This window comes from Oscillibacter sp. GMB15532 (assembly GCF_041020825.1).
Classification (GTDB): Bacteria; Bacillota; Clostridia; order Oscillospirales; family Oscillospiraceae; genus Oscillibacter.
The window spans coordinates 111748-137465 of record NZ_JBEVTO010000009.1 but is presented as its reverse complement, the minus strand read 5'-3'; the positions used below and the strand labels follow the sequence as shown (position 1 = coordinate 137465).

General features: G+C 58.0%; 19 protein-coding genes and 1 pseudogene. 4 read left to right on the top strand and 16 right to left on the bottom strand.

What is annotated here, in order from left to right; genetic code table 11:
- Positions 1-66: 66 nt before the first annotated feature.
- Entirely contained in the window at positions 67-1485 is a 1419-nt protein-coding gene (locus tag ABVS15_RS11925) for a spore germination protein (RefSeq protein ID WP_369283901.1), read from the bottom strand.
- Positions 1486-1672: 187 nt separating this feature from the next.
- Positions 1673-3076, bottom strand: a complete 1404-nt coding sequence (locus ABVS15_RS11920) for a GNAT family N-acetyltransferase (protein WP_369283900.1) — start codon at positions 3074-3076, stop codon at positions 1673-1675.
- A 201-nt stretch (positions 3077-3277) separates the two neighbouring features.
- Here ABVS15_RS11920 and ABVS15_RS11915 point away from each other — a divergent pair, with 201 nt between their 5' ends.
- Positions 3278-4840 carry a sodium-dependent transporter gene (locus ABVS15_RS11915; RefSeq protein ID WP_369283899.1) on the top strand — a complete coding sequence of 521 codons (1563 nt, stop codon included), beginning with the start codon at positions 3278-3280 and terminating at the stop codon, positions 4838-4840.
- A gap of 205 nt (positions 4841-5045) precedes the next feature.
- Here ABVS15_RS11915 and ABVS15_RS11910 read toward each other — a convergent pair whose 3' ends face one another.
- Positions 5046-5903, bottom strand: a complete 858-nt coding sequence (locus ABVS15_RS11910) for a helix-turn-helix domain-containing protein (RefSeq protein ID WP_369283898.1) — start codon at positions 5901-5903, stop codon at positions 5046-5048.
- A 197-nt stretch (positions 5904-6100) separates the two neighbouring features.
- Between ABVS15_RS11910 and thyA the strand changes: the two genes are divergently transcribed.
- From thyA to recG, 3 genes and pseudogenes are all read left to right on the top strand, one after another.
- A complete protein-coding gene (gene thyA / locus ABVS15_RS11905) occupies positions 6101-6931 on the top strand; it encodes a thymidylate synthase (protein ID WP_369283897.1) in 831 nt (276 codons plus the stop codon).
- Between the two features lie 16 nt (positions 6932-6947).
- On the top strand, positions 6948-7442 hold the full coding sequence (locus ABVS15_RS11900; protein ID WP_369283896.1) for a dihydrofolate reductase: 495 nt from the start codon (positions 6948-6950) through the stop codon (positions 7440-7442).
- 268 nt (positions 7443-7710) lie between these two features.
- Positions 7711-9750, top strand: a pseudogene (gene recG, locus ABVS15_RS11895) (ATP-dependent DNA helicase RecG); the annotation flags it as partial.
- A gap of 218 nt (positions 9751-9968) precedes the next feature.
- On the opposite strand, the gene ABVS15_RS11890 reads toward recG, so the two are convergent.
- The 13 genes from ABVS15_RS11890 to sufC form a co-directional block, all read right to left on the bottom strand.
- Entirely contained in the window at positions 9969-11078 is a 1110-nt protein-coding gene (locus ABVS15_RS11890; protein WP_369283895.1) for a glycoside hydrolase family 5 protein, read from the bottom strand.
- The gene (locus ABVS15_RS11885; RefSeq protein WP_369283894.1) at positions 11071-13470 is read right to left on the bottom strand and encodes a glycosyltransferase; all 2400 of its coding nucleotides are present in this window, start codon (positions 13468-13470) and stop codon (positions 11071-11073) included. Before ABVS15_RS11885 ends, ABVS15_RS11890 begins: the two co-directional genes overlap by 8 nt.
- Positions 13457-14329 carry a ComEC/Rec2 family competence protein gene (locus tag ABVS15_RS11880; RefSeq protein WP_369283893.1) on the bottom strand — a complete coding sequence of 291 codons (873 nt, stop codon included), beginning with the start codon at positions 14327-14329 and terminating at the stop codon, positions 13457-13459. Before ABVS15_RS11880 ends, ABVS15_RS11885 begins: the two co-directional genes overlap by 14 nt.
- Before the next feature lie 119 nt (positions 14330-14448).
- Positions 14449-15675 (bottom strand): hypothetical protein, encoded by a 1227-nt coding sequence (locus tag ABVS15_RS11875; RefSeq protein WP_369283892.1) that lies wholly within the window; start codon positions 15673-15675, stop codon positions 14449-14451.
- A 48-nt stretch (positions 15676-15723) separates the two neighbouring features.
- The gene (locus tag ABVS15_RS11870; protein WP_369283891.1) at positions 15724-17121 is read right to left on the bottom strand and encodes an MBOAT family protein; all 1398 of its coding nucleotides are present in this window, start codon (positions 17119-17121) and stop codon (positions 15724-15726) included.
- Positions 17122-17131: 10 nt separating this feature from the next.
- Positions 17132-18709: a CotH kinase family protein gene (locus ABVS15_RS11865; RefSeq protein WP_369283890.1), complete on the bottom strand. Its 1578-nt coding sequence runs from the start codon at positions 18707-18709 to the stop codon at positions 17132-17134.
- A gap of 8 nt (positions 18710-18717) precedes the next feature.
- Positions 18718-19398: a DUF4956 domain-containing protein gene (locus tag ABVS15_RS11860; RefSeq protein ID WP_369283889.1), complete on the bottom strand. Its 681-nt coding sequence runs from the start codon at positions 19396-19398 to the stop codon at positions 18718-18720.
- 56 nt (positions 19399-19454) lie between these two features.
- On the bottom strand, positions 19455-20156 hold the full coding sequence (locus tag ABVS15_RS11855; protein ID WP_369283888.1) for a polyphosphate polymerase domain-containing protein: 702 nt from the start codon (positions 20154-20156) through the stop codon (positions 19455-19457).
- Positions 20157-20412: 256 nt separating this feature from the next.
- Entirely contained in the window at positions 20413-20862 is a 450-nt protein-coding gene (gene sufU, locus ABVS15_RS11850) for a Fe-S cluster assembly sulfur transfer protein SufU (RefSeq protein WP_369283887.1), read from the bottom strand.
- Complete coding sequence (locus ABVS15_RS11845; RefSeq protein ID WP_369283886.1) at positions 20852-22072, bottom strand: cysteine desulfurase; 1221 nt, start codon at positions 22070-22072, stop codon at positions 20852-20854. The genes sufU and ABVS15_RS11845 overlap by 11 nt, the downstream gene beginning before the upstream one ends.
- Positions 22069-23145 (bottom strand): SufD family Fe-S cluster assembly protein, encoded by a 1077-nt coding sequence (locus tag ABVS15_RS11840; protein WP_369283885.1) that lies wholly within the window; start codon positions 23143-23145, stop codon positions 22069-22071. Before ABVS15_RS11840 ends, ABVS15_RS11845 begins: the two co-directional genes overlap by 4 nt.
- Positions 23146-23161: 16 nt before the next feature.
- On the bottom strand, positions 23162-24580 hold the full coding sequence (gene sufB / locus ABVS15_RS11835; RefSeq protein ID WP_369283884.1) for a Fe-S cluster assembly protein SufB: 1419 nt from the start codon (positions 24578-24580) through the stop codon (positions 23162-23164).
- Positions 24567-25331: a Fe-S cluster assembly ATPase SufC gene (gene sufC, locus ABVS15_RS11830; RefSeq protein ID WP_369283883.1), complete on the bottom strand. Its 765-nt coding sequence runs from the start codon at positions 25329-25331 to the stop codon at positions 24567-24569. Before sufC ends, sufB begins: the two co-directional genes overlap by 14 nt.
- Positions 25332-25718 lie beyond the last annotated feature (387 nt).

Genomic DNA, 25718 nt, shown 5'->3' with positions numbered 1-25718 from the left:
CAAATTTCTTCTTTTTGCAAGAGTTAGGCGGCTTTGTATCCCCCAGGATGCCAAAGCCGCCGTTTTTCACGTATTGTCCCGTCCGATAGGCTCGCGAATCAAAAGCCGCTTCAGGGCCTTGCCGTTGAAGGGAATCAGCGGATACAGATAGCCCGGTCCCACCACTGTCTTATTGGTGGCCACCAGCCAGAGAATCAGCAGGATTCCGCCTATCAGCCCCCACATGTCAAAGATTGCAGAGAGAATCAGCAGGAGCATCCGCAGCAGCTTCACGGCATAGCCCAGCTCAAAGCTGGGCTGGGAAAAACCGGAGATAGACACCACCGCCATATACACCAGCACCTCCGGCGTAAGCCACCCGGCCTGCACCGCGAAATCTCCGAAAATCAACGCGCCCAGCATGGAGAAGGAATTGGACAGGGCGCTGGGCGTATTCAGGCAGGCAAGCTTTAAAAGGTCAATGAGAAATTCCACCACCAAAAGCTGCGCCAGCAGGGGCAGGGCGCAGGGCTCCGGCTTTGCCAGAAACACCAGCCAGTCCGGCAGGCGGTTGGGCTGGCTGACCAGCAGATACCATGTGGGCGTGATGAACAGGCTCAGCAGCATCACCGACATCCTGAGCAGCCGCAGATAGGTTCCCACCAGAGGTGGAAAATAGAAATCGTTGGCCTCCTGCGTAAACCCGAAAATGGTGGTGGGCAGCAGCATGGCTGCCGGGGTGTTGTCCACCAGCACCACCACGCTTCCCTCCATCACCGTGGCCGCCGCCGTGTCGGGCCGCTCAGTATACCTAATTTTGGGAAACGGATTATACCATTGTTTGGGGCGGATGGCTTCCGCCAGACTTTCCTGCCCCATAGAAAGGGAGTGAACGTCCACTCCTGCCAGCTTTTCCCGAACCTGCTCCAGCACCTTTCGGTCCACCCGGTCCTCCATGTAGCACAGCACCACATCCGTCCGGCTCCGCCCCCCAACCTTGTGGCTCTCCATGGTCAGCTGCGGATCCCGGATCCGGCGGCGCAGCAGCGCCATGTTGGGCACGACGGCTTCTACAAAGCCGTCGTGAGCACCCCGCAATACCTTTCCGTCCGCAGGCTCATCCACGCCCCGGGAGGGATAGCCCTTCGCGTCCATCATCGCCCCGCCGATAAGCCCCTCCATCAGGAACAGGGTTTTCCCCAGCAGAACGGAGGTACAGATGTCCTCCAGGTCCTCCGTCACGTTCGTCTCGGAAAAGGTAATGAACCGGTCGGCAAACTCCTGCATCTTCGTGAGCGTCCTCACCTGCTCCGGGCGCAGCGACAGCCAGAAAGCCCCCATCCGCTCTAAAATTGTATCCTCGCCATAGCCGTCGATCACCCAGATGCGGGCCTTGCGCCCTCCGATGACAAAATCCCGTGCCACCATGTCGCAGTTGCGCCCTGCGCCAAGTAGCTCATCCACACGGCGGACGTTGTCGTCATAGCGGGTTGAAAGCTGTTCCATACCGCACCTCCCTTTTGGGGTCTAGTATGGATTTTGGGGCAAGAAGTTATGTAAAAACCGGCCAAAATCAAAATCCACGTTTTCATTCAAGGGGCTGAGGAAGCACATTCCTCAGCCCCTTGCTTTACGTTGCCCGCAGGAGACAAACTGATTCGTCAAAAATCCACATCACCAAAATTTTTAAGGCTCATACCTTTTTCTCGAAATAATAATATGTTTCATCCTCGCCTGCGGGCCGCATACAGGAGGCAAGCATCTTTCGGGACGCCTCGTTCTCCTTGAAGCACTTGGCCACCACCCGCGTCAGATGAACGCCGTACAGTCCCCATTCGGCGGCAGCGGTAAATGCCTCCGTCCCATAGCCGTGGCCGCCGTATTCCCCTGCAATGCGGCAGCCAAGCTCCGCGTCACCCCGGTAGTCAAAGTGGTAAAGCACTGCTTCACCGATGAGCTTTCCCTCCAGACGGATGGCAAAATTCACCGCCGCGCAGTTGCAGTAATCCCGCTTCGCCACCTCGTAAAAGCTCCGTTCCTCCACCGGACCGCCAAGCCCTGCCACATCATCATAGCCCCACCATTGATTCCGCTCTCCGTCCAGAACCAGCGCGTTGTATGCGGGAATGTCCTCCTCCGTCAGCTCGGAGAGGGTCAGCCGCTCCGTGGTCAGCACCGGCAGGGTCTTTACATGGCACAGCAGCTCGTTTTGGGGAGCAAAGTGATACTTGGGCGCCAGATGGTTCGGCCCGTATTGCAGCTTCGAGGTCCGCAGCCCTCTGTCGGCGGCGTCGTCTTCCCGGTTGAGCCAGACGGCGTCCCCGGCAAAGTGCCGGGCAAAGGCCTGCACCATGGCGGGATAGACCCCCACGTAAGAATACAGCGCCTTTTCGATGTGGATAATCAGGGTGTCACCGCACCGCTCCGCCAGCGCCAGAGAGAGCAGCTTTTTCCCGCTCATCATTCCCCCGCAGAAAAACCACGGCTTATCCAGTTGTCCCACCGTCCGCTTTGCCAATTCCAATTCCGTCGCGGCTCTGGGGTCGTCCGCCTTGGCAAACTCCTGCCCGTAATCCTCCCAGAACCGGTTTACAAGCGGCATATCCTCTGCGGTCAGAGGCTTAAACTCCGCGCCGGGGCAGGCGGCAAAAAACTTCTTGATGTGGTTGCGCTGCCCGGAATACCGCCGTCCGGTAAAGTTTTGCAAATCCTCCGCCTTGTACAGATAGTCCTGCCAGGTGCGCACGTTGCGCACCCCCACATAGGGGTAGCGCTGCAAAAGCCGGGGCGCCTTTACTGCCGGAACCACGGAAATCACCGGGGGAACCCCCTTCTCCATGCACCAGTCTTCAATGGCGGAAAGAGCCGCGTCCTCGTCCCCCTCCGGGCCGGGAACGGGATAGTCAAACAGAAATTCCCCCTCCAGCTCGTTGCGGATGATGAGGCATCCCGCCGCCTCCGCAAAGGCGGGGTGAAGCCGCTCCCCCCACATCAGCTTTGTTCCCGCGGAGTATTCGCAAAGTCCATAATTGCATGTCTCGTAATACCCACGCAGCAATGCTCCATGTTCGGCGGCTATCGTCGTAAACTCAAGCATATTCCTTGATCCTTTCCCGGGTTCTCCATCGGCGGCCATCCGCCACGCAAACCCTGTTCGTCTGCCAATTTTGTTCTTTTTGTTAATTTTGTAACGTATATAAGAAAATTTTTTGTACAATTTTCACACGTTTCTCTTGACTTCACAGTTTGTTAATAGTATATTTTTACCACAAATCCATTTAAGAAAGAGGGGTTATTTGTGGAAAATGAGAGGGGCAGTTGGGGAAGCAACATTGGCTTCCTGCTGGCGGCAATCGGCTCGGCCGTCGGCCTTGGCAACATTTGGGGCTTTCCATACAAGATGGGCAAATCAGGAGGCTTTACCTTCCTGATCGTCTATCTGCTGCTGGCGGCCTTCGTGGGCTTCACCATTATGATGGGGGAGCTGGCACTGGGCCGCAAGACCGGGACCGGACCTATTGGGGCCTATCACGCGGTATCCAAGCGGTTCAAGTGGATCGGCTGGCTGGCAGTCTTTTCCCCGTTCATTATCATGAGCTTTTATTCCGTTCTGGGCGGCTACTGCATTGAGTACATGGCACTGAATCTGAGCAATCTTGCCTTCCAGAATCCAGCGATCTCCGGCGGCGACCTGTTCCACGCCATGCTGACAAATCCCTTGGGCTCCGTTGTTTACACCATACTGTTTCTGATTATCTGCTATCTCATCAATCGCGGCGGCATTTCCGGCGGCATTGAGAAATTCAATAACGTCGGTATGCCCGCCCTGTTTGTGATGCTGGTCATCATCATCATCAAGAGCCTGTCTATGCCCGGCTCCATCGAGGGACTGAAATTCATGTTCGTCCCGGGCTACGCGGTGGCGGGCGGCTTCATCGAAGCCGCGCCCAGCATCAGCACCGTATTAGCGACTGCGGGCGGGCAGATGTTCTTCTCCCTGTCTCTGGCCATGGGCGCCATGATTACTTACGGCTCCTATCTTGGCAAAAAGGAAAATCTGGTGACAAACTCCGCCATCATCGTGATTTCCGATACGACCATCGCCGTCATGGCAGGCATCGCCGTCATCCCCGCCGCCGTGGCCTACGGCATCCAGCAGGGCATCCCCGTTGGCGAAATCGCCCTCGGCGGCCCCAGCCTTCTGTTCGTCACACTGCAAAACGTATTCAACAGCATGGGCAGCGTAGGCGCCCTGTTCGGCATCATTTTCTATCTGCTGGTGCTGATTGCGGCCATCACTTCCGCCATCTCCCTGATTGAAGTCATCACCACGTTCTTTCTGGACCGTGCGGCCCAAAAGGGAGGCAAAGCCAGCCGTCCCAAAATCGTCCTTTTGGTCTGTCTCGCCATTCTGGTGGAAGCCACCTTGGTGGCGGTGGACGGATTGGGTTCCAACGGCGTTCCCGTCCCCTTCAAGGAAACCACGGCTGTCATCATAGACGGCGTAACCCAATATGCTGGCTGGAACGACTGCTGGCTGGACTTCATGGATATGCTCTCCGAAGGCCTTGCCATGCCGCTGGGCGCAATGCTGATGAGCATTATGATTGGCTGGGAAATTCATCCCAAGTCCATGCTGGACGAAATTCACTCCGGCGGTGGCAGCGGAATCGACGGATTCTTCTCCATCTGCATGAAGGTCATCGCTCCTCTGGGCATGGTTCTGATTCTCTCTGGTCAGATTTCCGACTTCTTTGGCAAGGATGCCCGGATTGCCGGCTATATCATCGGCATCGTCGTCTACGTAATCGGCGTGGCCGTGGCCGTCACCTCTCCGATGCGCAAAGCAGCGCACAAATAAGGCTTGCTTTTCCTGTTCTCGTCCCGGGGAGCGCCCACGGCGCTTCCCGGGATTTGTGCGCATCATGACTTTATTAGAATATCAAGCTTTTCTAAACTGTTTCAATGGCATTTACAACACTCTGAAAAATTTTCCGTTATTTTGTCCCATATCTGCCCTTTCTTTCCCGCACAACTGTCCAACCGGCAAATACCTGCGGCCGTTGTCACCGGCGGGGCTGAAAATCCCGGGGACTTGCGTGAAATGTGGCGCGGAAAGCCCGCAAAAACGCAGAATAGTCCCCAAACCCCGCAAGGGCCGCCGCCCGCATTACCGGGGTTCCCTCCCGCAGGAGTTCGCCTGCCAGCAGCAGCCGCTTCTGGCTGATATACTGGTGCATGGTATAGCCCGTGACCTCCTTAAACCGGTGCATCAGGTAATACCGGCTGAGAAAAAACCGCTCCGCGAGCGCATCCACCGTCAGCGGCCCATCCAGATTCCCTGCAATATAGTGCAGAATTTCTTCAATTTTCGGGTCGGAACGATAGGCGTCCTTCTCCCGCTCCGCCGTTTTGTCCCGCAGACTGTCCCGGTTCACGTCAATCAAAAGCTGCTGGCAGCAAGCGTCGGCCATTCGGCCGCTGCCATACTCCCGGGATCGGACTGCCTCCTCCAGCTCCTGAAACCGGCGCAGGTAAAAGGGCCGACGCTCCCCGTCCGTCCGCAGGAGGTGAAACCCCCGGCGGCAGGCCAAATCAAAGCAGGCCGACAGCGGCTCGTCCGGATCACTCCGCCTGTCCATCCATTCCCGCCCCAGCCACAACACCATTCGCTCATAGGGTTCCCCCGTGTCAATCAGCGCCCGGTGAATTTGGTTGCGGGGCACCAGCAGCAAATCCCACGGCTGGAGGAAGTAGGTCACGCCCTCCACCATATAGGTCACTCTGCCGCCCAAAAGCAGGATGAGCTTATCAAATTCGTGATAGTGGTACTCCAGCGTCTTTGTGCTGGTATCCTTCAGGCGAAACAGACGAAAATCCTCCAGTAGATAGCCCCGCTTGTCGCCCTCCAGCCCTTCCGGCATCCTCCACACCCCCTCTGATTTTATGGACTGTCTTTTTTATTTTACAGCACTTTTTGCACAGATACAACCGTCATTTTACCAAAAGGCTGCAATTTTATGCGGAACTTTTTTCGCCGTTCCCAATCAATCCCCGTTGAAACCGGCAGCTTAGTCTGCTATACTATACTAAGTTAAAACAAAAAACGGGAGGATTCATCATGAGCCGCGCGGACGAGCTGTTTATACAAAACTGCCGGGAGATTCTGGATACCGGCGTGTGGGACAGGGACCGGGAGGTCCGACCCCGCTGGGAGGACGGAGCCCCCGCCCACACCGTCAAGAAATTCGGACTTGTAAATCGGTATGACCTTACCGCCGAGTTTCCGATTCTGACCCTGCGGCGCACCTATTGGAAAACCGCAATCGACGAGCTTTTGTGGATTTGGCAGAAAAAGTCCAACAACATTCACGATTTAAACGCTAAAATCTGGGATCAGTGGGCCGATGAAACCGGCTCCATCGGCAAGGCATACGGCTATCAGCTTGGCGTGAAGCACCAGTACGCCGAGGGCGAGTTTGATCAGGTGGACCGTGTGCTGTACGATTTGAAGCACAACCCCGCCAGCCGCCGGATTCTCACCAACATCTATAATTTTCAGGATCTCCACGAGATGAATCTCTATCCCTGCGCCTACTCCATGACCTTCAACGTCTCGGGGAACACCCTGAACGCCATTTTGAACCAGCGCAGTCAGGATATGCTGGCCGCCAACAACTGGAACGTGGTGCAGTATGCCGTGCTGACGCATATGCTGGCTCAGGTTTCGGGCCTACGGGCCGGGGAACTGGTCCATGTCATTGCCGACGCACATATCTACGACCGGCACGTTCCCATCGTGGAAGAGATTCTTACGCAGACCCCCACCGCCGCCCCGCGGTTTTCCGCGGATTCGTCGGTGACGGATTTTTACCGGTTTACCAGGGACAGCTTCCGGCTGGAGGGCTATACCCCCGCCACGCTGGAGGCGAAAATTCCCATTGCCATATAAAGAGGGAGGCTTTTTTATGAACGCGATTTTATCCGTGGCACAGGATTGGGGCATCGGCAAAGACAATCAGTTGCTGTTCTATCTGAAGGAGGATATGAAGCGCTTCCGCACGCTCACCTCCGGAGGAACCGTTATCATGGGCCGCAGGACGCTGGAAACCCTGCCCGGCGGAAATCCCCTTCCCAACCGGCGCAATATCGTCATCACGCACGACAAAGAGTTCACCCGGGAGGGCGCGGAAATTGTCCACAGTGTGGAGGCCGCACTGAATCTGGTGGACGTAAGCGGCGACGACGTGTGGGTCATGGGCGGCGGCAGCATCTATGCGGCCATGCTCTCCCGCTGCAAAATGGTGTACCTGACCCGGGTCGAGGCCGTGATTCCCGGAACGGATACTTTCTTCCCCAATCTGGATAAGCTGACCGCGTGGAAAGTCGTCTCGCAGTCGGAGCCGATTGAAGAAGACGGACTTACCTATCGGTACGTAGAGTATCTTAATTTGAATCTCTAAGCCTCCCCGCCAAAAAACCAGACGCAAAGCACCCGGCGGAAATCGTTTCTACACAGGGCGGACCTCTCCGGAGGTCCGCTTTTTTGTTACACACTTTCTAACTGCCGTATTTTACGATACCGCCGTTTTCGCGACCATTTTTCCCAAGCTTTCTTTCCCGTCCCTCTTTTCCGTGCCTCCCTTTTCCCGGAAAACCGCCTTGCCAACCGGGCGGGGGGCAGCTATAATGGAACAAGCAATATGAGAGGAGGCGGTCCCCACGGCGGATTTAAATACAAGCGTGCAGTTCATCAAGGGGATCGGCGTCCAACGGGCCAAGTCCCTAGGCAAGCTGAATATTTGCACTTTGCGGGATTTGATTTCCTATTTTCCCCGGGCCTATGAGGACCGGACGCTCACAAAGCGAATTTCGGACCTCCAGCCCGGAGAGCTTGCCTGCGTGGAGGCGATGGTAACCTCTCCACCTACCCTCTCCCGCGTGCGCAAGGGGCTGGAGCTGGTGAAGCTTCGTGCTGTGGACGACTCCGGTGCGCTGGATGTGACCTTTTTTAATCAGGCATGGCTGAAAAACAGCCTGAAAGCCGGGGAAACCTACATTTTTTACGGAAAGGCGGAGGGGAACCTCCTCCGCCGCCAGATGGCGAACCCCGTGGTGGAGCTTGCGGTGCGACGGGAGCAGACAGGCCGCATCGTCCCTGTTTATCCCCTCACCGCCGGGGTGAGCCGCCTGATTCTCTCTCGTTCCATCCGTCAGGGGCTGGATGCCTGCGGGGACATTCTGCCGGATGTGCTGCCGGAGGACGTGCGCCAGGCGCATCAGCTCTGCCGCGCAGGCTTTGCTTATGAAAGCATTCACTTTCCCACCTCCCCCGAGGCGCTGGAACTGGCGCGACGGCGGCTGGCGTTTGAAGAGCTGTTTTTGTTCACCATCGGTCTGCGCCGCCTCCGCTCCCGGCGGGATGAGGTGCGCACCACGCCGTTTGAGGGCGTTGATATGGCCCCTTTTTACGCCGCGCTCCCCTTCACGCTTACCGCCGCCCAAAAACGCTGCGTGGAGGAGGCCCTTGAGGATATGCGCTCGGGCCGTCCCATGAACCGGCTGTGTCAGGGAGATGTAGGCTCCGGAAAAACCATGGTGGCCGCCGCCAGCGTATATTTCTGCGCAAAAAACGACCGTCAGGCCGCGCTGATGGCCCCCACGGAAATTCTGGCCCGCCAGCACTACGACGGCCTTTCCCCCCTGCTGGAGCGTCTTGGCGTACGCTGCGCCCTGCTGACCGGGTCCATGACGGCAAAGACCAAGCGCACCCTCTCCGCCCAACTGGCGGCAGGAGAAATTGATTTCATCATCGGGACCCACGCGCTGATTTCCGGAGGCGTTGAATACCAGCGCCTTGGGCTGGTGGTGACGGACGAGCAGCACCGCTTTGGCGTGGGCCAGCGGGCGGCGCTGGCCTCCAAGGGAGACAGCCCCCATATGCTGGTCATGTCCGCCACTCCCATTCCCCGGACGCTGGCCCTGATTCTCTACGGCGATCTGGATGTCTCCGTCATTGACGAGCTGCCCCCGGGACGGCAGCATATCGGCACTTCCGCCGTGTCCGGCGGATACCGCTCCCGACTGTATGCCTTTCTTCGCACACAGGTGCAGGAGGGGCGGCAGTGCTACGTGGTCTGCCCCGAAATCACGGAGAGCGAGGACGGGGACGACGGGCGAAAGGCCGTGATGCAGTACGCCGAAACCCTTAGGACGGAGGTCTTCCCCGATCTGCGGGTGGCTTTTGTCCACGGGAAGCTGAAATCAAAAGAGAAAGAGGCCGTCATGTGCGCCTTTGCCGCGGGAGAGACAGATATTTTGGTGTCCACCACGGTGATTGAGGTAGGAGTGGACGTGCCCAACGCCACGGTGATGGTGGTGGAAAATGCGGAGCGGTTCGGCCTGAGCCAGCTTCATCAGCTCCGGGGCCGGGTAGGCCGGGGCGTCCACAAATCCTATTGCATTCTGATCTCCGACAGTAAAAACGAGGACACCCGCCAGCGCCTGCGCGTCATGACCCAGACGGCGGACGGCTTCAAAATTGCAGAGGAGGATTTACGCCTGCGGGGCCCGGGCGACTTTTTTGGCTTGCGGCAGCACGGTCTGCCGGGACTGCGGGTGGCGGACCTTGGCTGCGACGCGGCGCTTTTGAAGGAGGCCCAGACGGCGGCGGACGCGCTGCTGGCGCAGGATAGGGACCTTGTCTCCTGTCCCGCCGTGGCCGCCCGGGTTTCGGAGCTGTTTCACCAGAGCGCGGACGCTCTGAACTGAAACGTCTTCGCATTTGCCCTCTAACGAAGCGGTCTTCTACAAAGCAGAGCAGCTTTGCGGAATTGTCTTCCGCACCCCATAGGAACGCACCGAACACAAACAGAGCCGCGAGAGATATCATCTCTCACGGCTCTGCTTTCCTCAATTTTGAGCAGTTTTCTCCGCCGCTTTCCAGCGCATCCGCGCGGAAACCATGCCCGTTTATCACGGCGCTGTCTTCACTCCGTCAGCGCGGCAGTCAGGTCCGGAAACAGCCACATGCGGCCGTACCGATCGTACAGGGAAAAGGATTTCTCATCCTCCTGCCTGCCGCCCGCATCCCACCAGACACAGGGGATGCCCAGAGGGCGGGCGGCTTCCAAAACATACTCCGCCCACCGGATGCGCGCGTCCTCGTTGTCCTTGTCCCGCGCGCCAAACTCGGTGATGATCACGGGAATGCCCTTGCGCGTGAACAGGCGCTCCACATCCCGGAAGGTCTGGTCGATGGCCTTCGTGTCCCTCTCACTGTCGGGGGAAAAGTCGTCGGGACCGGACTCCTGATGGGTAAAGTCATACGGCTCGTAAAGGTGCAGGGAAACAATCAGCCGCTTCCCCTCCGGCATTTGTAGGCCCTCCAGCGCGTCTGTCCCCGTGCGGGCACAGTAAGTGGGCAGCAGCAAATAGCGGTCAGAATTTTTTCCGCCGGAAGCACGAACAGTTTCCACAAACACCTGGTTGAGACGATTGACAATTTCCCGCGCCTCGGGCGTTCCGTCGCCCCACTCCTGCTCCGTACCGATGAGCCGGGGCTCGTTCATGCTCTCAAACAGAAGCGTCTCATCATATTTCTGAAACCGCAGCGCAAGCTGGCTCCACAAGGCCCTCGTCCAAACCTCGGCCTCCTCGGCCTGCGACTCCAGCGGCGTGTACCACGGATCGTGGTGTGCGTTTATGATGACGGACAGCCCTGCCTCCAGCGCCTCGTCCACCACTTGCTGCACCCGGTCCAGCCACGCTCCGTCCACCTGGAGGTCCTCGTCCACATGCTCGTACCAGGTCACGGGAATGCGCACCAGATCAAAGCCCTCCGCTTTCACATCGGAAAACAGCTCCGGCGTGGTGGACGGGTTGTTCCAATATGTCTCATACGCGTTGGGGTCGTCCGTCTCCTTGTGGAGGTTATGCGCATCCAGTGTATTGCCAAGGTTCCAACCAGCGCCCAGCGCCTTTACAAAGCGCCGCTCCTCGCCGGCTTTCCAGCGATACGCAAAAATTCCTCCCCCAACCAGCAGCAACACCAGCAATACGGACACCCACCGCCGCAGCCTGCCGCCCCGCCTACGCATCCAAAGGCTCCCTGTCCGCCGGTCCAACGCCCAGCAGGCAGTCCTCCAGCTCCGCATACCGAGGCCTTTCAGCGGTCACTTCCGCCGCAGGAGTCCCCTGCTTCATGGCCCATAGCAGCCATTGACTCAGCCGCGCGACGGCTCGTTCGTCGTTGTGCAACGCGTCATAATTGGCCACGGCATACAGCTTTTTTCCGCTCGGCAGGTTCCGTTCAAACGCACACATCAGCGTCAGTCCTTCCCTTAGCTGCAAAGAAAACTCAGACGGCAAATTTCTGGTATCCGTCGCCAGATATTTATAGTCGAAATTGTCGATGTGCACCGCGCGCCCCAGATCTGACGGCACCGACACATCCAGAGAAACACGTGCATGTCGTCGGTTTTGATACATCACGGCCTGGGTCCGGCGCATCAGATTCAAACGCAGATCGTCGAAAGTACTGTGAGATTTATTAAGGGTGGTGGGCAGACCGGGCACCCGGTCATACAGCATCTGCATATATTCCCCCTTACTTTGACCGTAATCGGTAATGAAAAAAGAGCATTTCCAGCCGCCCGGAATGGGGCCGATGTGCACCGCCCGGCCCTTCAGCCGCGCGGTATAGAGCTCGGTTTTCAAAAGGATTTCCGCTTCCTCCTTGTCATCGACATCTATGGGGACGGACAGGCGCACGGCAATGCCGGTTTCGGAAAAGTCCTTTGTAACGCATCGCAGCTCTCGCAAAGCGCCGATGCTTAAAAGGCAGTCCACCTCGGCCTCCACCCGCTCGTTCATGCGCAGAAAGCCCCGTCCCAGCACAAAAAACAGGGACATGATCAGGTTGAACAGATTCACGCTCAGCCAGAACAGCACCGCAATCGGCGCGATGCTGCCGCTGCGGAAAATCATGCTTACGCAATTGAAAATTCCCAGAACGGACAGCCCGATAAACAGCGCGAAAGGGACAGCATAAAGCGCGGCCCGGACCCCGTCTCGGCCGCCGCCGTCTTTTCTCGTGACCTGAAATTTCTTGAGAGAAATCCCAAGGCTCTCGGCCAGCACAGGGAAGAACAGGAAGGGAAAAAACACTGTCTCATACACGTTCGTCCATTTGGTGGAACGGATACCCTGACTGAGCATCCGCAGCGTCACGTTGCTGGAAAGATACATGGGCAGCCAGAAAATCAGCACCTCCGGCAGGGTGCACTTGATGACCATAAAGCCGAACACGGCAAACAAAATGGGCGACATGATGTAAATAAAGCGCTTGACAGGCCCGAACCAATACCAGATGGAGGCCCAATAATTTGCCTTCTGGCCCATGGTCAGCTTCGGCGTAAAAAGGATATGAAGCTTGCGCCCCGTCTGGATACAGCCCCGGGCCCAGCGGATGCGCTGCTGAATCAAACTGGGCAGGTCCGTGGGGGAAAGGCCGCTGGCCAGCACCTCGTTGATGGCATAGCAGGTATATTTTTTCTTTTGCAGCAAGATACCCGTCGCAAAATCCTCGGTGATGGCGCCCTGATAAAATCCGCCGATGTCCTCTATGGCGGCGCGGCTGAGCACCGTGTTGGAGCCGCCGTAAATCACGCTGTTAGAGCGGTTACGGGACACCTGAATATCCTTGTAAAAATAGTCCTGTTCATTGGGAATTCTGTTTTCGGAGTAAAGAAAAAACTGAAACAGATCCGGGTTGTAAAAGCTCTGGGGCGTCTGGACAAAGCCCATGCGGATTTTGTCCTTTTCGGACCGGGTTTTGTTTTTCAGCTCCGCGTCCACGAAATAGGGGACGCAGTGCATCAGAAATTTTCGCTGGGGGATCATGTCCGCGTCCAGCGTGACAATCAATGGCGCGCTTGTCCGGGCCAGCGCGTTGTTCAGGTTTCCGGCCTTGGCCCCCGTGTTTTCGCTGCGCCCGATATAGCGGATTCCCATCTCCCGGGCCAGCCTTCGGATTTCCGAGCGGTTGCCGTCGTCGCACAGGTAAATGTGGACCTTCGCCGGGTCTGGATACTCCATATATTTGCAGCCGTTGACGGTCTTATACAAAAGCTCCTCCGGCTCGGCATAAGTCGCGATGAAAACATCCACCTCGGGAAACAGCTCCGGCGGCACATCCGGCACGGGATGGTTTTCGATGCGGTGCATATTGAAGTAATGCACCAACGACTCCAGCGCGCCCAGCACCTCTATCACCAGCAAAGCAACACCCGCGATGATGGAAATTGTACCGTATTCCAGCGGCAGGGTGTATCGAATGCGCCAATAGAGATAGACGGTATTCAGGATGACCGTCAGTAGTACCCACGACCGGTTGCGCAGCGCTCTGGCGTCGCCGCCTTTGGAAAAGGCGTTGGCGGATGTTTGAGGCGGGGCCTCGCGGATCTCCGCCTCCCGTTCAAGTATCGGCATATGGCTGCTCCTTATCCTCGGGATACAGACGGGTCAAGGCTGTCCCGTCGCTGGAAAAGTGAAGGGTTCCGTCCATGGTGTAGAGCAACTCCGCCCCCACCCGATTGCAGGCCTCCCGAATGGCGCTGTCGCTGCCTTTTGAGGGGCTCACAGCATACTGTGGGTTCAAGCGCTCAATCAGCGCCCCGGACGAGGGACTGGCCCTGCCGTGGCGGGCTACCTCATAAAGCTGCACCTCCGGCCAATGGACGCGCAGCAGCTCTCCCAGCCGCTTTTCCTCCGCGTCTCCCGGAAACAGCATATTGATTTCCCCGTGGCGCACCAGAACCGCCAGTGAATAGTTATTATCCTTGCGATACTGCCGCTCCAGCGGCGGATAGACGGTCATCCGCAGACCGCCGCAGGTGAAGCTGCGGGGGCGCGTGGGAGACAGGGGCTTGACGTCAAGCTCTGCAAATATATCTTCCAGCGCCTCGGCCTTGTCGTTTTCCTTAGTATAATAGGGCTGAATCACCGTGCCCACGGAAAATTCCGCCAGCACGGCAGGCGCCCCACCGATGTGGTCCTGATCGGGGTGGGTCAGAATCAAATAGTCGATGCGGGAAACGTCCTTTTCCCGCAAAAATTCCACAATGGCGGGTCCGTCCACTGCCTCCCCCGTATCCACCAGAATCACAGCGTCCCCCTGACGAATCAGGGTGCAGTTGGCTTCGTTCTGGGTGGAGAGAAAGAATATCTCTGCCGGGCCGTCCTCGGAGGGTGCGGCGTTGGCTTGCCATACCAGCCCGAACGCCCCGACCAGCACGGCCAGAAACAGCAGCAGCCGCAGTGAAAAGCCCACCTTTTTAATGACCGTCATTGAAATCCCCCTCCCCTTTGTGTTTCACGGAAATACCGCATCATTCCAACCCTGAAAGATGCTGGTACGTCGGCAAATAATTTTTAAAAGCTCCCCAACTTGCGGGTAGCTGCCTGAAATTACTCCTCAAAAAACGGGAACATGGCCGCGCCGATGCTCTGACTCTGGCATGCAACCACAATGCAGTCGTAACCTCCGCTGGAAACCATCCGCTCCACCTGCTCCGCGGAATTAACGCTGATCTCTACCGCGTCCACCCGGGCGCACATCATCGAAAGATATGCAGCGGTGGAAAAGAAATTCTCGTCGCACACCAGAAGCACCCGCGCCCCCTCCGGCAGCTTGTGGTTTTCAATCTCCACCCGGGCCGTGCGCTTTCCGTAATAAATGGGGAACAGGTTCCCGGGCGCGCCCGCCAGCTCGTCGACCTCCGTTAAGTCCAGAATGGTCTGGTTAAAGGTCCCCCGGCGGCTTGTCTCATGGTCGCTCTCATCCGTCAGCTCCACCGTCAAATCCGTGGCAAAGGACGGGGCGAGGGTTACAAAATCGTCCGTCCCGCTCCAATATAAGCCGGAGGCGCGGCCCTCGTTTCCAAGAAGCTGACCGGGGTACACGGTCTCCTCGTAGCGGGCGGGATCGGCCGCCCATCCGCTGGGATCAAGTTGTAGTCCAAACAGCTCTTCCAGCCGCTGAGCAATGCTTAAGGCGGCGAACTGGGCAGCCCGTGCCGTCCATTTCACGTCCGTCCGATAATAATACGCATCATAGGCCAGCGGCGCTTCCCGAAAGCTCTCGCGCAAATCCAGTGTGTCAACTCCAACCGCCATCAAGTCAATGAACAGCTCATCCAGATTGCGAAGGCTGGCATAATCGGGCGTATAGCCGGAGGGAAATTGACTGACGCCCGGCGTCAGCTTTCCCGACGCACCCACAAACAGCACCGACGCACCCGTCTTTTGGGCGGCCATGCGCAGCCGTTCAAGCCGCTGGGCATATTCCATCACGTCGGGGTCGACCGCCTGATAGAGATTGGTCCTGTAAAGAAAGCCCTCGTCGTCCTTAAGAATGTAAAAATCGCCGCTGGTGCGCCTGCCCTGCGCCACCAGCGCGGCGGAATAGACCAGGTTTGCCGTCTGCTTGGGGAGGTCAGTCCGCATGCTTTTTTCCACGCTGCTTTGCAGCTCACCCGGATTCAGCCGGTTTTCCCACAGGTCAAATTTCAGAGCGGTCCCCACCGCACCATTCCCGGCGGTATACAGGGCAAAGCCCCCCGCCGCCAGCAGGATGGGCAGCAGCAATATACCCGCCGCCCGCCGATACAGTTCCGTTTTGCCTGATTGTTTCATGCTGCCTCCTTGCACTGGTTTAGCTGCGCCTGCGAAATGGGCGGCGACTCATCGGGCGAGAAACGCCAGACACAGAATCAGCAGCGCCGCAAGTCCCACCGAATATCCAATGGCCGCCACGCACCGCAAGACCCGGCCCCGCCGCCCAAGAAACACCGAGAGCCTCGTGGCAACCGGCGTTGCAAACAGCACGCCGAAAAACAGAGGCGCCCAATATTCCCGCAGCGCAGCGTAGAAAAAGTCACCGGAAAAAGCGTTGTTCCCAAGGCCCAGCAAGTCAATAAAAAACTGCCCCGCGTGATACAGAGTGGGGCTTTTCAGCAGGACAAAGCCCACCGCCACCGTCAGCAGGGTGTAGATGCGGCGTAGCGCACCGCCCGGTATCCGCGCCACATGGCGGAAGGAATTTTCCGAAAGAAGCACCGCGAAGTTCCAAACGCCCCAGGCCAGAAATGTCCACTCAAGCCCGTGCCACAAGCCGAAGCACAGCCACACCAGCGCAAGGCTGCGAATCACCATGTCCTGGTTTTCCTGCCGGGGTATGGAGCCGTACAGATACTTGCGAAACCAGCCCAAACTCGTAATCTCCCAGCGCCGCCAAAAGTCTGCCAGACTGTCGGCCTGAAAGGGGGCGCAGACCTGCTCCGGCAAGGTGAAGCCAAACACCAGACCCAGCCCGATGGCCATATCGGCATACCCGGACAGCTCATAGTAAAACTGAAGGCACAGGGCCAGCAGCCCCAGCCAAACCAGCAGCACCGGTACCTGCACCACGGTGTTGTCCATGCTGGTCTGGTTAAACACAAAGTCCACCAGATAGGCCAATTGCCCCGCCAGCAGGATTTTTTTCGACAGGCCCAGCACAAAGCGGCACAGACCCCGGTTGACTTGCCCGGCGCTGTGGGTCCGGTGGGTGAGCTGCCGCCGAAAATCGGCAAAGTCCACCAGAGGCCCGCCAGCCAGCTTGGGGAAAAAGGCTAGATGCAGCCCCACGTACAGAGGATTACGCTCCGCCGGGATGTCCCCCCGGTACACATCCAGACAATATCCTATCGACTGGAGCGTAAAAAAGGCCAGCCCCAGCGGAACCACCGTGGGCACCGCAAGTGTTAATCCCTCCGCAGACGGATACACAAGCGCCAGAATCGGCCCGGCCAGCCGAAAAAGCGCCAGCAAAAGAACGTTTGTGACCACGGCCAGCCCCGTCACGCCCAAGCCCCTGTGTCCCCGCGCCTTGCGCCGGTTAATCCACAATCCCAGCACCCAGCTCCACAAAATCCAAATGGCCAGCACGGGCAGATAAACCGTCTGCCCAAAGGCGTAAAACACAAGACTTGCCACCAGCAGCACGCCGTTTTGCAAAGGGCGGGAAAAAAAGCACAGATAATACAGCACGATACAGGCCGGCAGTCCGTATACCAAAAACGCCAGACTGGAAGTCTCCATGAACAGCCTCCTATTTGCGGGATGCGTAATATGCGGGAACGGCAAACACCAAAATCGCCAGCAGCAGAGCCAGCGGCGTGTAAAGGGACGCGTCGGTGTTCATCTTGGCGGACTTTTCAAGCACGCTCAGATACGGGCCGATGGCCTCGGCGTGCCGGGAAATACTGGTTTTAATGCGATAGACCTCCTGACGAAACTCGGAGGTGTTGCGCACAAGCTCGCCGTCGTTTTGCATACTGTGTCGGTTGAACGTGGTGTAAATATGTCCCCAGCGGGTCCACTCCCGCTCTACGGCGGGACCAAGATATGCGGCGATGCCGTCCACCGTCTCATACAGCGTTTCATCCGACAACGGCCCCCTGCGCAGCTCGGCATACCGCCGCTCCAGCTTGTCAAGGAAATTATCGTCCATGGACAGTCGGTCAAACCACGGCTGGGTCTGGAAGGCGGTTACCTCCCACTCCAGCGGCTCCGCGATATAGTTGTCCAGCGCGCCGTCCAAATCCCACACCGGGCCCATGTGCAGCTTTCCGCCCAGCTCCTTGTACATATAAGTGGAGTTTTTGCCCGCGTCGTAGCTTCCGAAAAATTCGTTGAACAGAAAGTAGTCCACAAAGGAATCCACGTCGATATAGCGGGAATAGGTGGCAAAAATCTCCGGATCATCGGAATAAAGCACCTTCTCTATACGGCTCAAATCCTCGGTGACATACTCAATTGCCTCCGGCGTTGCGTTTTTCTGCGCGGGATAAATCAGGCCCAGCCGGGCCTCCTTAGAGGGGCCGGCCGTGGCCCATGTATCCAGTATGATTTCATCCTCCGCCGCCCGGTCCCGCCGCACGATATAGGACGGAAATTTGTCCGAGCTCTTGGCGTCGGAAATGTCCACCCGCTCCGGCCCCTGCCTGATGCTTTCAATCAGCAGATACACGCCCTCGTAATGGTACTGCCCGTTTTCGTAATAGAGCACCTCACAATAGCGGGAATCCGGCGTATAGGGCATAAAAGCGGAGGCCATGCGGTAGGAGAGATAGTTCCGCATCATGCTCTTGTCCGCCATGGAACCGTTGAGCACCCACTCGGATTCCGCCCCCATGCCCATCAAATCCAGCTCATTGTCCTGCCCGGATTCCGTCACCAGCTTCACCAGATACTGGGCCTTTTCATAGAGCATGGAGCTGTTGCCCCGGCGCTTGAGACGCACGTCGCTGACGTATGACGCCTTGTCCCCCAGCGTGTTCACATCTCCTGTGTCAATGACCCGGAGGGTACCCGCCCGGTAGGGCTCTACCCCCGCAATAGGGCTGAAGGTACCGTCCTTCTCCTGCTCCATGCTGATGGGCGGGCGCTCGTTCCCGGTGTCCAGAATCACCAGAGGGAGATTGGAGGAAAAGCTTTTGTCCACCGTCCAGTCCTCAGAAGAAATGCCCTGCATCGCGTCTTCGGTATGGGGCGCCGGGGTTAGGGGCAGGTCATAGGCCCCGCCCTGCGTCTGCTGCTTTTCCAGCGCACCCAGCAGGCTCAGTCCCACCACCGCCGCCAGCAGCACCACGATTCCCACGATGGCAGTTTTTCGCTCATTTCTCATCCCGCGGCCTAGCGGTTAATCTCGTCGTTCTGGCTAACCAGATTGACCGCAGTCATCCCCTCCAGCTTATTAAGCTGAAGCGTCAAAGAGCCGGTTTTCTGGTCTGCCTGCCGGACCTGCTTTTCAGAAAGCTCATAAATGTACTCCAGTGTATCCCGGGAGGTGTTTTTGACCCGGAAGCGGGCCTTCCCGCCAAAAATCTGCCCCACGGTCTTTTCCAGCTCCTCCTCCACGGCTCTGTCGCCCCGTAGCACCAGAAGATAGCGGTCGTTGCTCTTCACCGCGCCGAAAAGGAGCATGAACAAGAAGATGACGCCCGAGCCGATGGCGGAAATCAGATACTCCTGCACCCCGCAGCAAATCCCCACGGCCACCGCCCAAAAAATGTACGCGGTGTCCCGCGGGTCCTTGATGGCGGTGCGGAAACGCACAATGGACAGCGCGCCCACCATTCCCAGAGAAAGGGCGATATTGTTGCCGATGACGTTCATCACCAGCGTGGTAATCAGTGCGAGCATAATCAGGGAAACGTTAAACTTCGCGCTGTACACCGCCGCTGTGTGGGACACGCGATAGGACAGGTAAATTACCACGCCCAAAAGACTCGCAATCAAAAAATTCAGCAGAATATCCTGCAAGGTCAGCGCGCCCGTGTTTGCCGCCAGCAGGGCCAAAATCTCTTCTCTCATCGTTTCATATCCTTCTTTTCCATGTCATTTAAGGGCTGTTCGCGCCTGGAGAACGCTTATCGGAAGGTGTGGCTGATCCGGCGGGATATCACATATTTACTGTAAGACACCGGCAGCTTTTCCACGCCCTCCAGCAAGTCCCGGATGTAGCTGAACAAAAAGCGGTTGAATTTCACTTCCATGGTCACGTCGTCCGGCGCGCCCACGGGATAGAGGAACTTCTCCTCGTCAAACAGCGCCGGAATCCCCTCCCCGGCAGTCAGATACCGGTCAAAGGTGATGCGGATATCGTTTGCGGGCACCACAAAGGCATAGCGCCGGTATTCCACAGTGCAAACAGGACGGTAAAGCTCCTCAAGCATCAAGCGGTAAAGCTGCTGCGCCAGCGGCTGCGTCAGCGCGGCAAGAGGATCGTAATCTCCCCGTATCAGTCGCTCCGCCGCTTCCCGGGGCAAAATAAGAGACTGCTTGCGCTGCCAGGCGCCGTCCTTTTCCTTCAGCTCCAACTTGGCCACCGCGGCGGCGGGAGAATAGACCCGCAAGCGCACCTTTTTCCGGCGCTCCAGTCCGTCCTCCTTCTCCTCATAGTCGCGGTTTCGAAGACTGTCGAAATACAGCGAGCGCACGGTATATCCGTCGGGCCCGTTGTTTGCGTCCCCCGGCAGCACCTGAGAGAGCAGCTGCTGCGCCCGCAGAGATTCCGCCAGAGAAATGCGGTATTTCAATTCGCGCCTGCGTACATCCAGCGTCTCACTCACGAAAGTGTCTCCCCCCTCTCCGGTGCAGCCAGTTTCTTCCTGATTGCAAAGGAACTGCCCATGTTAATTTCCCACCCATTATAAAGTATTTTTCCAAAAGAAACAACCACACTTTTTAATCTAGAAAGTATTACCTGCACTGTTAACGCAACCCAGGCCCAAAAAAGCGGCGGCCGATCAAAAGACCGGCCGCCGGAAATTCTCACCTGCGGAGGAATGTGCAAAAATGGCAACTTTAACCTAGCGTTTGAATGGGTTACAGCCGAAGCTCCTGTGGCTGCTTGCCGTCCAGCGCCTCTTCCAGCGTGTGCCACGCCAGCACGGCGCATTTCACTCGCGCGGGCATATGGGAAACTCCCTGTAAGGCCACGGCATCTTCAAGCTCTTCCAGCCGGGTTTCGTCCGCCACCTCTCCCTTAATCATGCCGAAAAAGAGATGCAGCAGTTCCCTTGCGTCCTCCACCGTCCGGCCCTTGACCAGATCGATCATCAGCGAAGCGGAGGCCTGAGAAATTGCGCAGCCGTCTCCCGTAAAGCCCGCGTCTTCAATGACGCCCTCCTTTACCCGCAGCTCCAGGACTATGTCGTCCCCGCAGCTTGGGTTCACGCCCTCCAGCGCGATGGTTGCATCCTCCACCTTGCGGCGGTTTTGGGGCGCGCGGCTGTTTTCCACGATAATCTGATTGTACAGGGCGTTAAGTTCCAAGGCCCATCCACCTCCTGACCTGTTCCACGCTGCTTAAAAACGCGTCCACGTCTTCTTCCGTGTTGTACACGGCGAAGCTGGCCCGGGCGCAGGCAGTGATGCCCAAAAACTCCATCAGCGGCTGGGCACAGTGATGCCCCGCTCGGACTGCAATGCCGCTTGCGTCCAGAATCGTGGCGGTGTCATGGGGATGCACGCCGTCCACGTTGAAGGAAATCACGCCGCACCGCTCCTCGGGGACCGGTTCGCCGTACACCGTTATATGGGGAATGGCGGCCAGGCCCTTCAGCGCCCGGGCCGTCAGCGCCTTTTCGTGGGCTTGGATCTGCTCCCAGCCGAGGGAGTCCATAAACCGGATGGCGGCCTCCAGGCCCACCTCGCCGCCCACGTTGCGGGTTCCCGCTTCAAAGCAGCGGGGAATTTCGGCGTAAGAAACGCTTTGCTCATGGACGGAGGCAATCATATCGCCGCCGCTGAGGAAGGGCGGCATTTTTTCCAGCAGCGCCTTCTTCCCATACAGCGCGCCCACGCCCATGGGCGCATAAAGCTTATGCCCGGAAAATGCCGCAAAGTCCACGTCCAGCGCCTTCACATCCACAGGAAGATGGGGCGCACTCTGGGCACAGTCCAGCACCACCACCGCCCCCACGGCGCGGGCTCTGCGGACAACGGACGCCACCGGCGCCTCCAGCCCCAGGACGTTTGAAACCTGCGCAATGGCCACCAGCCGGGTGCGGTCCGTAATTTTCCGGTCCAGCTCCTCCTCGCTCAGGCGACCATCGGGACCGGGATAGAAATACACCAGCTTTGCACCAGTGGCCTTGGCCACCCGCTGCCACGGAACCAGATTGCTGTGATGCTCCGCCACGGAGAGTGCGATTTCATCCCCCGCCTTCAAAAATTCCAAACCATAGCTGTACGCCACCAGATTCAGGCCCTCAGAGGTATTCTGGGTGAAGATCAGCTCCTCCGGCGCGGCGTGGAGAAAGCGGGCCACCGCCACCCGGGCGTTCTCATGGGCATCCGTGGCGCGAACGCCCAGCTCGTATACGCCCCGATGGGGATTGGCGTTGTCCTGACGGTAATAGTCCTCCACCGCCTTTAAGACAGACAGCGGCTTTTGGGTTGTGGCGGCGTTGTCCAGATAAATCAGACGTTTTCCGTTTTCCGGCACGGTTAAAATGGGAAACTGTTTTTGCAGTTCGTTCATGGCTGACCCAGCCTCCTTCCGATGTTTTCAAGAATTTCCGCACGCAGCGCCTCGTCCGGGATTTGATCCAGTACCGGGGCAAAGCGGGCCTCAATCATCAGGTGCTTGGCCTGCGCGGGGGACAGTCCCCGGGAGCAGAGGTAATAAAGCTGCCCCTCCTCAAACCGGCCCACGGTGGCGGCGTGCTGCCCCTCCACCAGCTCCTCACCGCACAGAATCAGCGGTGCAGTGCGGTTGCGGGCGGTGGGGCTGAGCAGCAGCACAGTTTCGTTCTCATGCCCCACGGCGCGGACGGCCCCTTGGCGAAAGTCGATGGTCCCCCGCAGGATTTTGCGGCTTCGGTCCCCCAGCACACCGGCGGTGCGCAGCTCACTGTGGGTATCTTTTCCGGTGTGAATCACCAGATCATTGAAGTCCAGCGACTGTTCTCCGTCTCCAAAATAGGCGGTATCCAGACTGTATTCCGCGGCCCGGCCCTCCAGTTGAATCTGGGTTCCGCAGGCGGCCACGCTGCCGCCCAGCACAGCCCGAACTACTTCCACCCGTGCACCCTCGGCAACCCGCGCACCCACGGCGCTCCAACTCCGGCTGTCGGTTTCCAGCAGCTGAATCTGAATGATGCGCACCACTGCGCCCGGCTCCGCGTCAATCTGGGTCAAATCCGCCGCCGCGCCGTGGTCCGCCCCGCCCCGGAGCACCTGCACCACGGTGAGGGCGCTTCCCGCTCCGGCGGAAATGCCCCAGTGGGTGACGGCGACGCTTTGTTTGGAACTCAGCGTCCGGGTCAGGGTTAAGGGCGCGACGGTTTTGCCGCCCTGCGCCCGCAGATAGCAAACGGTATCCGCGTGGTCCAAGACGAAGCGGTCCACCGCCTCGCCCATCCCGCTGGGAATGGACGCGACAGCCTCCGGCAATGCGGAAAGCAGCTCCACGCCCTCGGGTAATTCCCCTGCGTAGGGCAGGGGCGGAGCCTTGCGGACGGCCAGCTCCGGCAGCACCGCGCTGTCCTCCGCCTGATTCACACCGGTCCAGCTCCATGTGGGAACCGGCAAACGGTTGATTGCACTGTTCATGTTTCGGTTCCTCCTTTCAGCCGATGCTGCCCTTCATTTCAAGATGGATAAGGTTGTTCATCTCCACGGCGTATTCCAAAGGCAGTTCCTTGGCAATGGGCTCGGCGAAGCCGCCCACGATCAGGGCGCGGGCATCCTCCTCGGCAAGCCCCCGGCTCATCAGATAAAAGATAGCCTCTTCGCTGATGCGGCCGATTTTGGCCTCGTGTCCCACATCCACCTGATCGCAGCGAATATCCATCACCGGCACCGTGTCGGAGCGGGAACGGCTGTCCAGCATCAGGGACTCGCAGGAGACAGAGGATTTGCTCCCCTCCGCCTCCGGGGCGACGGTGACAGCGCTGCGGAAGGTGGAAATCCCCCCGTCCCGGGAAATGGACTTGGTGGTGATGTGGGAAGTGGTATTGGGCGCGGCGTGAAGCACCTTCACGCCGGTATCTAAGTTTTGACCCGCACCGGCAAAGGTAATACCGGTGAACTCCATCCGGGAACGAGCGCCTTTGAGGACGCTCATGGGGTAGAGATAAGACGTGTGAGACCCGAAAGAGCCGGACACCCACTCCACGGTACCGCCCTCCTCCACCAGCGCCCGCTTGGTGTTCAGGTTGTACATGTTTTTGGACCAGTTTTCAATGGTGGAATACCGCATCCGGGCGTTTTTGCCCACGTACAGCTCCACGCACCCGGCATGGAGGTTTGCCACGCTGTACTTGGGGGCGGAGCACCCCTCGATGAAGTGCAGATAGGCCCCCTCCTCCACGATGATGAGGGTGTGCTCAAACTGCCCCGCCCCCGGCGCATTGAGCCGGAAGTAGGACTGAAGTGGGATTTCCACCGACACGCCGGCCGGCACATAAACGAAGGAGCCGCCGGACCAGACCGCCCCGTGCAGCGCGGCAAATTTATGGTCGGTGGGCGGAACCAGCCGCATGAAGTGCTTGCGGACCAGTTCGGCATAGGGGCCGGTAAGGGCGCTTTCCATGTCGGTATAGACCACCCCCTGCGCGGCAACCTCCGCCCGGACATTGTGGTAAACCACCTCGGAGTCATACTGTGCGCCCACGCCCGCAAGGGACTTACGCTCCGCCTCGGGAATACCCAGCCGCTCAAAGGTGTTTTTAATATCCTCGGGCACGTCGGCCCACTTGCCCTGCATAGCGGTTTTGGGCCGGACATAGGTGACAATGTGCTCCATGTCCAGCTCGTCCAGAGGAGGCCCCCATGCAGGAAGCGCCATCTCGTTATATGTCCGCAGAGCCTTCAGGCGGAAAATCCGCATCCACTCGGGGTCGTGCTTTTCCGCCGAAATCTTCTCCACGATTGCGGATGTTAGGCCGGAATCCACTTCAAAGGAAGGGTCCACGCGGTCCTTAATGTCATAGACGCTGCGGTCCACTGCCTCCACCCGCGTCTTTTCCTGATCAAAGCGGCTCATGAACCCCCGCCTCCTTTTTCAGCTCGCCAAAGCCACCTGCGGTAATCTCGGAAACCAGCTCTGCCCCTCCGGTACGGGCAATCCGTCCGCCCTCCAGAATGTGAACCGCGTCGATGTCCAGCCCGTCCAGAATTTTGGCGTTATGGGTGATGATCAGCAGGGCGTTTTGCTTGGAGCGGAAGGCCCTGATTCCCTGCGTCACGGTGCGCACCGCGTCCACGTCCAGACCGGAGTCGGTTTCATCCAGCATGGCCAGCTTCGGGTGGAGCATCAGCATCTGCAAAATCTCCGCCTTCTTTTTCTCTCCGCCGGAAAAGCCCACGTTCAAGTACCGGTCAGCGTAGGACGCGTTCATGTCCAGCGCCGCCATCTGCTCCCGCAGTTCTTTGCGGAACAGCAGAACCTTTGGCGATTTTCCGTCCACCGCGCCCCGGGCAGTACGCAAAAAGTTTTCCAGCGTAACGCCGGGAATCTCCTCCGGCGCTTGGAACGAGAGAAACGCTCCCGCCCGGGCCCGGGCGTCCGCCTGTTCCTCCGTAATATCACGGCCCTCCAGAAGAATACGGCCCCGCCGGACTTCATAGCGGGGATCCCCCATCACCGCGGAAACCAGCGTGGATTTTCCCGTTCCGTTGGGACCCATCAGCACGTGAAGCTCACCCGGGCGAATCGTCAAATTGACGCCATCCAAAATGACTTTATCCTCCACGGACACACTTACATCCTGCAATTCAAGCAACGGATTGCTCATCTATTTCGACCTCCTTACCGCCTGTTGGGCGGTCAAATAGTTAGAAATGCTAACCTTTTCTTTATACTATACTAAATTACTATGAAATACAACCGGTTTGGTTTAAAAATTTATCGAAAATTCCACAAAATTATTGAAAAAAGTCAATTGCGTCTTACCTGTTCTGATGAATGGTGGGTATTTTTCCTGACTAAAACAGCTTAGACCTGTCTGGAAACCAGGCAGGTGGGAGAATTTATTTTTCCCTAGTCAATCAAAAGCACCGCCGTACGGGATAAAGCAGCGTGCACAAAATAACGGAGCAGCCGACGAACGGCGGGCTTGATTTTAAAAAATCAAGCCCGCCGCTTTCTGCATTTTGGGGCACTAAGCAGACACGCTTTTTTC

What these genes read in the sequence shown, in the direction of transcription:
- ABVS15_RS11925 (WP_369283901.1), bottom strand. Translation starts at nt 1,485, where the DNA reads ATGGAACAGCTTTCAACCCGCTATGACGACAACGTCCGCCGTGTGGAT.
- ABVS15_RS11920 (WP_369283900.1), bottom strand. Translation starts at nt 3,076, where the DNA reads ATGCTTGAGTTTACGACGATAGCCGCCGAACATGGAGCATTGCTGCGT.
- ABVS15_RS11910 (WP_369283898.1), bottom strand. Translation starts at nt 5,903, where the DNA reads ATGCCGGAAGGGCTGGAGGGCGACAAGCGGGGCTATCTACTGGAGGAT.
- thyA (WP_369283897.1), top strand. Translation starts at nt 6,101, where the DNA reads ATGAGCCGCGCGGACGAGCTGTTTATACAAAACTGCCGGGAGATTCTG.
- ABVS15_RS11900 (WP_369283896.1), top strand. Translation starts at nt 6,948, where the DNA reads ATGAACGCGATTTTATCCGTGGCACAGGATTGGGGCATCGGCAAAGAC.
- ABVS15_RS11890 (WP_369283895.1), bottom strand. Translation starts at nt 11,078, where the DNA reads ATGCGTAGGCGGGGCGGCAGGCTGCGGCGGTGGGTGTCCGTATTGCTG.
- ABVS15_RS11885 (WP_369283894.1), bottom strand. Translation starts at nt 13,470, where the DNA reads ATGCCGATACTTGAACGGGAGGCGGAGATCCGCGAGGCCCCGCCTCAA.
- ABVS15_RS11880 (WP_369283893.1), bottom strand. Translation starts at nt 14,329, where the DNA reads ATGACGGTCATTAAAAAGGTGGGCTTTTCACTGCGGCTGCTGCTGTTT.
- ABVS15_RS11875 (WP_369283892.1), bottom strand. Translation starts at nt 15,675, where the DNA reads ATGAAACAATCAGGCAAAACGGAACTGTATCGGCGGGCGGCGGGTATA.
- ABVS15_RS11870 (WP_369283891.1), bottom strand. Translation starts at nt 17,121, where the DNA reads ATGGAGACTTCCAGTCTGGCGTTTTTGGTATACGGACTGCCGGCCTGT.
- ABVS15_RS11865 (WP_369283890.1), bottom strand. Translation starts at nt 18,709, where the DNA reads ATGAGAAATGAGCGAAAAACTGCCATCGTGGGAATCGTGGTGCTGCTG.
- ABVS15_RS11860 (WP_369283889.1), bottom strand. Translation starts at nt 19,398, where the DNA reads ATGAGAGAAGAGATTTTGGCCCTGCTGGCGGCAAACACGGGCGCGCTG.
- ABVS15_RS11845 (WP_369283886.1), bottom strand. Translation starts at nt 22,072, where the DNA reads ATGAACGAACTGCAAAAACAGTTTCCCATTTTAACCGTGCCGGAAAAC.
- ABVS15_RS11840 (WP_369283885.1), bottom strand. Translation starts at nt 23,145, where the DNA reads ATGAACAGTGCAATCAACCGTTTGCCGGTTCCCACATGGAGCTGGACC.
- sufB (WP_369283884.1), bottom strand. Translation starts at nt 24,580, where the DNA reads ATGAGCCGCTTTGATCAGGAAAAGACGCGGGTGGAGGCAGTGGACCGC.
- sufC (WP_369283883.1), bottom strand. Translation starts at nt 25,331, where the DNA reads ATGAGCAATCCGTTGCTTGAATTGCAGGATGTAAGTGTGTCCGTGGAG.